The sequence below is a fragment of the Roseibium algae genome (assembly GCF_037783265.1).
GTDB lineage: Bacteria > Pseudomonadota > Alphaproteobacteria > Rhizobiales > Stappiaceae > Roseibium > Roseibium algae.
The window spans coordinates 794,954-802,695 of the sequence record NZ_JBAKIA010000001.1 but is presented as its reverse complement, the minus strand read 5'-3'; the positions used below and the strand labels follow the sequence as shown (position 1 = coordinate 802,695).

At 53.3% G+C, this 7,742-nt stretch carries 7 protein-coding genes and 1 tRNA gene; 5 read left to right on the top strand and 3 right to left on the bottom strand.

Going from position 1 to position 7,742, the window contains the following annotated elements; all coding sequences use genetic code 11:
• Positions 1-36: 36 nt before the first annotated feature.
• Together V6575_RS03680 and V6575_RS03675 are read left to right on the top strand one after the other, a co-directional pair.
• Positions 37-113, top strand: a tRNA-Met gene (locus V6575_RS03680).
• 166 nt (positions 114-279) lie between these two features.
• Positions 280-978 (top strand): SDR family oxidoreductase, encoded by a 699-nt coding sequence (locus tag V6575_RS03675; protein WP_340272696.1) that lies wholly within the window; start codon positions 280-282, stop codon positions 976-978.
• 69 nt (positions 979-1,047) lie between these two features.
• Here V6575_RS03675 and V6575_RS03670 read toward each other — a convergent pair whose 3' ends face one another.
• Positions 1,048-1,857 carry a creatininase family protein gene (locus tag V6575_RS03670; protein ID WP_340272694.1) on the bottom strand — a complete coding sequence of 270 codons (810 nt, stop codon included), beginning with the start codon at positions 1,855-1,857 and terminating at the stop codon, positions 1,048-1,050.
• A 162-nt stretch (positions 1,858-2,019) separates the two neighbouring features.
• On the opposite strand from V6575_RS03670, the gene V6575_RS03665 reads away from it, so the two are divergent.
• Positions 2,020-3,030 (top strand): putative metalloprotease CJM1_0395 family protein, encoded by a 1,011-nt coding sequence (locus V6575_RS03665; RefSeq protein WP_340272693.1) that lies wholly within the window; start codon positions 2,020-2,022, stop codon positions 3,028-3,030.
• A 170-nt stretch (positions 3,031-3,200) separates the two neighbouring features.
• Positions 3,201-4,340, top strand: a complete 1,140-nt coding sequence (locus V6575_RS03660) for an MFS transporter (protein WP_340272692.1) — start codon at positions 3,201-3,203, stop codon at positions 4,338-4,340.
• A 77-nt stretch (positions 4,341-4,417) separates the two neighbouring features.
• Here the strand turns inward: V6575_RS03660 and V6575_RS03655 are convergent, their stop codons facing one another.
• Positions 4,418-5,761: an 8-oxoguanine deaminase gene (locus V6575_RS03655; protein ID WP_340272691.1), complete on the bottom strand. Its 1,344-nt coding sequence runs from the start codon at positions 5,759-5,761 to the stop codon at positions 4,418-4,420.
• Positions 5,762-5,951: 190 nt separating this feature from the next.
• Positions 5,952-6,338 carry a RidA family protein gene (locus V6575_RS03650; protein WP_340272689.1) on the bottom strand — a complete coding sequence of 129 codons (387 nt, stop codon included), beginning with the start codon at positions 6,336-6,338 and terminating at the stop codon, positions 5,952-5,954.
• Between the two features lie 367 nt (positions 6,339-6,705).
• Between V6575_RS03650 and V6575_RS03645 the strand changes: the two genes are divergently transcribed.
• Positions 6,706-7,716 (top strand): ABC transporter substrate-binding protein, encoded by a 1,011-nt coding sequence (locus V6575_RS03645; protein WP_340272688.1) that lies wholly within the window; start codon positions 6,706-6,708, stop codon positions 7,714-7,716.
• Positions 7,717-7,742: the final 26 nt, after the last annotated feature.

The window sequence follows — 7,742 nt, the reverse complement described above, 5'->3', positions numbered from 1 at the left end:
TAAGGAACTCAAGCTTCCAGTGCGCCAAAGATATAACGCGGGGTGGAGCAGCCCGGTAGCTCGTCAGGCTCATAACCTGAAGGTCGCAGGTTCAAATCCTGCCCCCGCAACCAAATATAAAACCCGCCAGCAGAAATGCTCGCGGGTTTTTTTGTCGCAAAAAAAAAGAAACCGCAGAGGAGGGCGGAAATAAACATAACCTGAGATCGCCTAATCTTAGGTCCGCTTATAGGCTTGTAATCTATTATGTCTTCACTTCATTTTGAATGGGAGGTGGCAATGACATTGAGAGATGGCTGTGCGGTTGTTGTTGGAAGTAGCGGTGGTGTTGGTGGGGCGGTTCATCAACAGCTTCTGGATTCTGGAAGGTTTCTGCAGGTTCTCGGTTTTCACCGGAACAGCAATCCTGCCCTTGATCTGTTGGACGAAGCATCCATTCAGGCGGCTGCAAGGGCTGTTTCCCAGCCCGGATACGTGCTCCGTCTGGTGGTCGATGCCACTGGTGTTCTAGCCTGGCCTGGGCATCAACCGGAAAAGAGTTTGCGTGCTCTTTCTGCTGAGGACATGGCGCATGGGTTTGCTGTCAACGCGATTGGGCCAGCTCTTTTGATGAAGCACTTCCTTCCTCTTTTACCAAAGGATGGCAAAGCCATATTTGCGACCTTGTCTGCCCGGGTTGGTAGCATTTCAGACAATCATCTGGGCGGTTGGTACAGCTACAGGGCGTCAAAGGCGGCCTTGAACCAATTGGTTCGAACTGCTGCTATCGAGCTCAGACGTAAATGCCCGGAGGCGATCTGCCTCGCTGTGCATCCGGGGACAGTCGCGACGAACCTGTCAGAGTCCTTTGCCAAGCAGGGCTTGAGTGTGCAGACACCGGAAGCTGCTGCAAAATGTCTGTTATTAACTCTGGAAGCCCTGACGGTAGAAGATAGCGGCCAGTTTTTGGATCATAATGGACAGAAAATACCATGGTAGTTGTCTATGTAGGCCTCGCTGCGGTGCTCCAGAACACCGCAGCTGTTTTGATGGTCTAATTTCTTCGACTTAAGCGACTGGTGTCCAAAGTCGGTTCATGTCAAAAGCATGGATGTCTTTGAGGAGATCCACAAACCCCTCAGCCGCGTGGTCGAGTGACAGTTTGCCCTTTTCTGCCGATGCATTTGCTGCGTTACCAAGAGCCCCCTTTGTTCCCAGATCCTGGGCCTTCCAACCGAACTGTGCTGGCCCATGTCCGCGCAGATGTTTGAATTCTTTCATGAAGTCCTGTTGGGCGGATTTGAAATCCTCGGCGTTTTCCATCCGGACTAGTTCCGGGTGCAGATGGAGCATGATCGAGGTTTCGACGTCGCCGCCATGAATTCCGTAGGTGAATTCATCTGCGGGGAAGATGCCTTCTGGCTGGCCAAATCTAGCCCACGCTGTAGCGGTGACCAGCATGTCGTGGCTGACCCTCAGCTCGCGCGCAATCGTGTCGATGATCGGCACATTGCCGCCGTGGGAATTAATCAGGACCAGTTTGCGGATCCCGGCACGGGCAACGCTTTCGCCAATTTCCAACCAGGCTTTCGTTACGGTTTCCCAGGACAGGGTCAAGGTGCCGGGCGAGGAAATATGCTCGTTTGATTTACCAATTGCTTGAGTGGGCAGGAATGTAGCCGGAACCTCGTCAGGCAACAGCTCAAGTACCCGTTTGACTTGTCCTTCTGCGATCGCGGTGTCTGTGTAAACCGGCAGATGGGGGCCATGCTGCTCGATGGCGGCAACTGGAAGAATGGCGATCCAGTCTTTTTTTCCGGCACCCTGGAAGTCCAGGGTGGTCATTTCGTGCCAATGGCGACGCGGTAAAGCGCTCATAGTCAGACCTCGATAAAGGGGTGAAGTTACCGGAGCTTAACGCAAACACATTCGTTCGTCAGGTCGATTATTGGGGAAAGATAGCAGTCTGCTCACGATAATCTGATCGATTGTCTTAAGGCGCATTAACCTTCCTATAAGGCAAGTTTGCTGAAATAGGTCATGATTTCGGCTCTTTTGACCAATTCGGCGATCAGCAGCCCACGTGGGAGTGGGATGCCGAGTGACGGCCAACGCGAAGCTGAGCGGGAAACGCTCGGCCGCGGTGTCGATCGCCCTGATGACTCTGCAGCTTCTCAACAAGCAGTATCTACCCGCTCTGGCGCCGTTCCGTCGTTGACAGCAGAAGCAGTACTCGCCCTTCAGGCTCTAGACGAGAGCAAGGGCACGGACCGGCAGCGTGGCTATGACAATGAGCAGGGTAGAGGCAATTCGTCCGGCGAGCTTATTGCGCGGGCAGGAGAAGACAGCGGTACTGCTGGGTCTGCTTCAGGCGGAGCGTTTGCAGCTGGAGCGCAAGCGGCCGGCGGGCAAGCTGCTGTTCCAGCGCCGTCTGCTGGCGGCGAAGACGAGGTCAGTGATCCTGAAGGCCTGAGCAAGGAAGAAAAAAAGCAGGTCGATGACCTGAAGCAAAGAGACCGGGAAGTGCGAGCACATGAGCAGGCTCATGCCAGAGCAGGCGGTGCTCATGCCGGTGCGCCGAGTTATACTTTCCAGCAAGGTCCAGATGGCCAACGTTACGCAATAGGCGGTGAAGTTTCGATTGATACGTCGTCAGAACGAACGCCGGAAGCGACAATTCGAAAGATGCAGATCGTTATGCGGGCCGCCACGGCACCAGCCGAGCCATCTTCTCAGGATCTGAAAGTTGCGCAGCAGGCACGGTCCCAGATGGCAGCTGCGCAAGCAGAAGCCCGCGCTGAGAGTGCAGAGGAGCTGCAGGGCGGGGACGAGGCTGCATCGGCTGATGGAGAGGTATCGCCGACGTCGGCCGTTTCATCTTCACAGGCTGCCGAAGAGGGAAGCGGGCCAACCTCGGATCCTGAGAGAGTGTCTGAAAATCTCGAGTCAGATGACCGTGATCGACGGAGTGAAGCTGAGCAGGTGTCTCGCATTTACGCACTTGCTGGCAGCGCCCAATCCGGCTCCTCAAGCATTGCAGTTGTCGCTTAGGGCTGGTCGGCGTTAATGAGGATATAAGCACAATTATAATCGGAAATGACTTATCGCGTATAACTAGGGACGCCGTGAGCCCGTGACTGCTTGTCAAAGGGACTGCTGAGCGGATAAGTGTGCTGTGGTAGAGGACTTCCCGCTGCTGCTTTTTCCGAAGAGAGACGTTCATGAACACCAGACGTGCCCGGCATGCGGTCGGCTTCGTATTTTTGCTGCTTGGTTCTCTTGTTGGCGTCTGGGCGACACGGATTCCTGATATCAAGCAGTTGCTTGGGCTGGATGATGCAGCATTCGGCTTGTTATTGTTGGCGATGGCTATCGGTGCTGTGATTGGTATCCCAATATCTGGCTATTTGATGGACCGATACGGGGCTGCCTATATCACAAAAGTAGCTTCTGTCTTTATCCTCTTCGTGTTTTCTGCCATTCCGCTGGGGGCCTCGGTTCTATATTTGGTGCCAATCATATTTATCGTTGGATTTTGCATCGGAACCCTTGATGTCTCCATGAATGGCTGGGGGGCTGAAGTAGAGCAGGCACTTAAGCAACCGGTCATGTCATCCTATCATGGGCTTTTCAGTCTGGGAGCCGGGCTTGGTGCTGGCGGCGGTGCACTTGCTATCTGGCTTGGTTTTTCTGTGGCGGTGCATTTTTCTTCTTGGTGCATGTTGATGGCGTTACCGCTTGTTTTGGTATTGAGAACAAGTTGGCTCTCTGAAACGCGGAATGAACCTGATACGAAATCCCCACTCTTTGTGTTTCCAAAGGGGGCGTTGCTGTTCGTTGCTATCATGGCACTGATTGCTGCTCTGGCTGAGGGGGCAGTGACCGATTGGGCGGCGCTTTATCAAATTCAGGAGCTTGGGTTTGAAAGTTCCCTTGCAGCGATCGGGTTTGCCGTTTTTTCAGTGGCAATGGTTGTTATGCGATTTGTTGGTGATCATCTTATCGCACGCTTTGGTCCGGTCCGCGTTGCCCGCATCAGTGGCATTGCAGCTTTTGTTGGCGCGTCGCTTTTGGTTTGGGGAGATGGTATCTGGATGGTGTGGATTGGCTGCGCTGTTATGGGGCTGGGGAATGCTGTGCTATTCCCGCTTGCAATGTCGCGGGCGGCCGCGGATCCGACCATGTCGAAGGGGGCCGCGTTGGCCTCGGTGGCGATGCTGGCTTATGGCGCTTTTTTGTTTGGCCCGCCGATGCTTGGGTTCATCGCAGATGCCATGTCCTTGCGCGCCTCTTTCGCATTTGTCGCCTGTCTTGCGCTTTTGCTACCCATGCTTGCCGGAGCACTGAAGGTCGCACGCTGATTTAGAGTCTGTGAAACTTAAATGGCCACAGTCTCAAGCAGCGCCGCGTTATTGAAATACGCGGCGCTGCTTGAGTTTTAAAGACTTTCAAGGAAGCGCTTGGAGGCAGCTCCGTGTTCATGTCGCAGTTCTGCAATATCGATTTGTGTCGGTATTCCGTCTGCAACGGTCCAGTCCCCAGCGATCATTACCCGGTCAGCTGTGTGAGCGCCACATAGCACGAGAGCTGCCAATGGATCTCCGGCTCCCGAGAACCTGAGTTCGTCCAGTTTGTAGAACGCCATGTCGGCCATCATGCCTAAGCGGATCGCGCCAATGTCTTTCCGGCCGAGGCACTTTGCAGAGCCCTCGGTTGCCCAGCGAAAGGCATCGAAGTGGGTAATGGACGCGGCATCATAGGTCAGGCGGTTGATCATCAAGGCATGACGCACACCTTCCATCAGGTTGGAATTGTCGTTAGAGGCTGAACCATCCACGCCTAACCCGACGGGGCATCCTGCTGCTTCCAATTCCTTGGTGCGGCACTGTCCGGATGCCAGAACCATGTTCGACGTCGGGCAATGGCAAATGCCGACACAGGCATGGCCAAGACGTCTGACTTCATCGTCGTTGAAATGGATGCCGTGGGCCAACCAGACACGCTCATTCAGCCAGCCGCACTCCTCAAGATAGTCAACCGGACGGCAGTTGAACTTTTCCATGCAGTAGTTGTCTTCGTCTATGGTCTCGCCCAGATGTGTGTGAAGGCGGCAGTCATATTTGTTCGCCAGATCGACGCTCTCCTGCATCAGGCGCTTGGTGACTGTGAAGGGAGCGCAAGGGGCCAGGGCGACCTGTAACTTGGAGCCTTTGGACGTGTCGTGATAGCGTGACAGAACCCGTTCGCAGTCGGCAAGGATCGTATCTTCATCCTGAACCACTGTGTCAGGCGGCAGTCCACCGTCTTTCTGGCTGAGGTTCATGGACCCGCGCGTAATGGTCATACGAACGCCGACGCGCTCTGCCTCTTCCGCCTGAATGTCCATGGCGTCTTCCAGCCCATCGGGGAACAGATAGTGGTGATCAGAGGCTGCGGTGCATCCTGACATCATCAATTCCGTAAGGGCCAGGCGGGTGCCAAGCCGGAAGTTGTCCGGCTTCACATTCTTGGCCCATATAGGATAGAGCGTTTGCAGCCAGGGGAAGAGTTCCTTGTTGATTGCATCTGGATGCGCGCGCGTCAGCGTCTGAAAGAAATGGTGGTGTGTGTTCACCAGGCCCGGCGTGATGACATGCTGTGAAGCGTCAAAGGTTTGATCCACCGGCAACATGGGCTCTTTGCCCGATGCAATCAGCTCAACGATGACGCCGTCTTCCACGATCACGCCTCGCTCTGCGCCATCGGCGAGAATTGCGATCGGGTCTTTGATCCATATGCGCATAAGAATTTGGTCCTTTTAACTGGACCTGTAGGCTTTGATAGCAGCCAGAGGTCACCGGCATGCCCGAGTTCCGAACAGGGGGTAGTAAAGTGAGGGAGGCCTCTCAATGAAGCGCTCCGATGACGTATTCTTTATGAAGTTTTCAGCCAAGCGCAAGCCTTTCTCGCCGAGCAAATGAACCTCAAACGTATTATACCTTGGCGGCGATCACTTCGACTTCAACGACAAATTCCTCACGGGTAAAACCGGAGATTATCATGAGTGTAGAAGCTGGGGCTGGATCAGATGTGAACTCATCGCGGGCTTTCATGTAGCCCTGCATGTGTTCGCGCGCTGTTACATAAGCATTGATCCGCACCAAGTGTGATAGGTCCATTTCTGCGTCAGCGAGAATGGCCTTTATGTTGTCAAAACACAGGCGCGTCTGGCTTTCCACGTCTGGGGGGATCGTGTCATCAGCCTTGATGCCCAACTGGCCTGAGGTAACAACTATTCGATGTCCGGCAGGAACTTCGATGCCATGGCTATAGCGGGCAAACGGTGGCCGGATGTTGGTTGGCGTAAGAGATCTGGTCATGGAATTGGGTGCCTGAATGAGGAGAATTCAATTTCGACCGTAAAGATCGTTTAAAGGCTCGGCAACAGAGTTGACTGATTAAGCCTGCGGCATCAAAGTGCCGCATCTGCTTAATAATCAGTCACAGCTTGGTTGTGTTTGTATTTATTATATTTAATTGGTTGCAGTGACTGTTGTTAGGCGAGTTCGTAAGTGAAGAAACTAGCCAAATGCTCTTTTAATCTGGGTTTTGGCACGCTGATTGCTTTGGTGGTCTAGCGTTAGTACATGATCCGCTCCCAGGGCCTGTGGAGGCACAGCGGTATAGTTCGTTTCTGTCTTCTTGGTTGAGGGGCGGATGTGAGCTATTTTGGAGAGGTTGGATAGCATGCGCGTACTTCAGAAAATCGGTTTCACTATGGCTGCCCTTGCTGCGTCGACGAGTGCTCATGCGCTTGAAAAAGTTAGCTTCGGGACAAACTGGGTCGCTCAGGCCGAACACGGCGGTTACTATCAGGCTTTGGCGGATGGCACTTATGAGGCATGTGGCCTTGAGGTCGAAATCAAGCCCGGTGGGCCGCAGGCCAACAACCGCATTCTTCTACCCGTCGGCAAAATTGATTTTTTGATGGGCGGCAACATGCTGCAGGCTTTCTCTGCTGTTGAGCAGAATATTCCAACGACTGTCGTGGCTGCTCATTTCCAGAAAGAGCCGCAGATTATCATGAGCCATCCTGATGCTGGTCATGATACCTGGGAAAGCCTGAAGGACATCAAGATTCTGATTGGTAAAGGTGGTTTCAATTCCTTTTACCAATGGATGATCGCTGAATACGGATTTAGTGCCGATCAGGTTCGTCCTTACACGTATAATGCAGCTCCATTTATCGCGAATAAGGACATGGGCCAGCAGGGATATGTGACATCCGAGCCGTTTGCGATCGAGACTGAAGGCGGGTTTAAGCCGAACATCTTCTTGATTGCTGATTACGGTTATAACACCTATGGCACCACAGTTGAGACGCGTAATGAACTCATCGAGACCAAGCCAGACGTGGTAAAATGTTTTGTCGATGGGTCGGCTACCGGTTGGGTTAATTTCTTGTACGGAGACAATTCCAAAGCCTTGGATCTGATCAAGAAGGATAATCCTGGCATGTCCGACGAACAGCTCGCCTTTTCTATCGAGAAGATGAAAGAATATGGCATCGTTGATTCCGGTGACAGCTTGACTATGGGCATTGGCGCAATGACCGACGAGCGTAACAAGTCATTCTTCGACAAGATGGTTGCTGCCGGTGTTGTTCACGCTGATGTCGATTACACTAAGGCTTACACCCTAGATTTTGTGAACAAGGGCGTTGGTGTGGATCTGAAAAGCAAGCTGGTCGGTAACTGATTTCAGGGGTGCCGGACAGTGTTGAA

Bases quoted from the DNA above. Each gene is read 5' to 3' on its own strand.
- V6575_RS03675 (WP_340272696.1), top strand. From the start codon at position 280: ATGACATTGAGAGATGGCTGTGCGGTTGTTGTTGGAAGTAGCGGTGGT.
- V6575_RS03670 (WP_340272694.1), bottom strand. From the start codon at position 1,857: ATGAGCGCTTTACCGCGTCGCCATTGGCACGAAATGACCACCCTGGAC.
- V6575_RS03665 (WP_340272693.1), top strand. From the start codon at position 2,020: ATGATTTCGGCTCTTTTGACCAATTCGGCGATCAGCAGCCCACGTGGG.
- V6575_RS03660 (WP_340272692.1), top strand. From the start codon at position 3,201: ATGAACACCAGACGTGCCCGGCATGCGGTCGGCTTCGTATTTTTGCTG.
- V6575_RS03655 (WP_340272691.1), bottom strand. From the start codon at position 5,761: ATGCGCATATGGATCAAAGACCCGATCGCAATTCTCGCCGATGGCGCA.
- V6575_RS03650 (WP_340272689.1), bottom strand. From the start codon at position 6,338: ATGACCAGATCTCTTACGCCAACCAACATCCGGCCACCGTTTGCCCGC.
- V6575_RS03645 (WP_340272688.1), top strand. From the start codon at position 6,706: ATGCGCGTACTTCAGAAAATCGGTTTCACTATGGCTGCCCTTGCTGCG.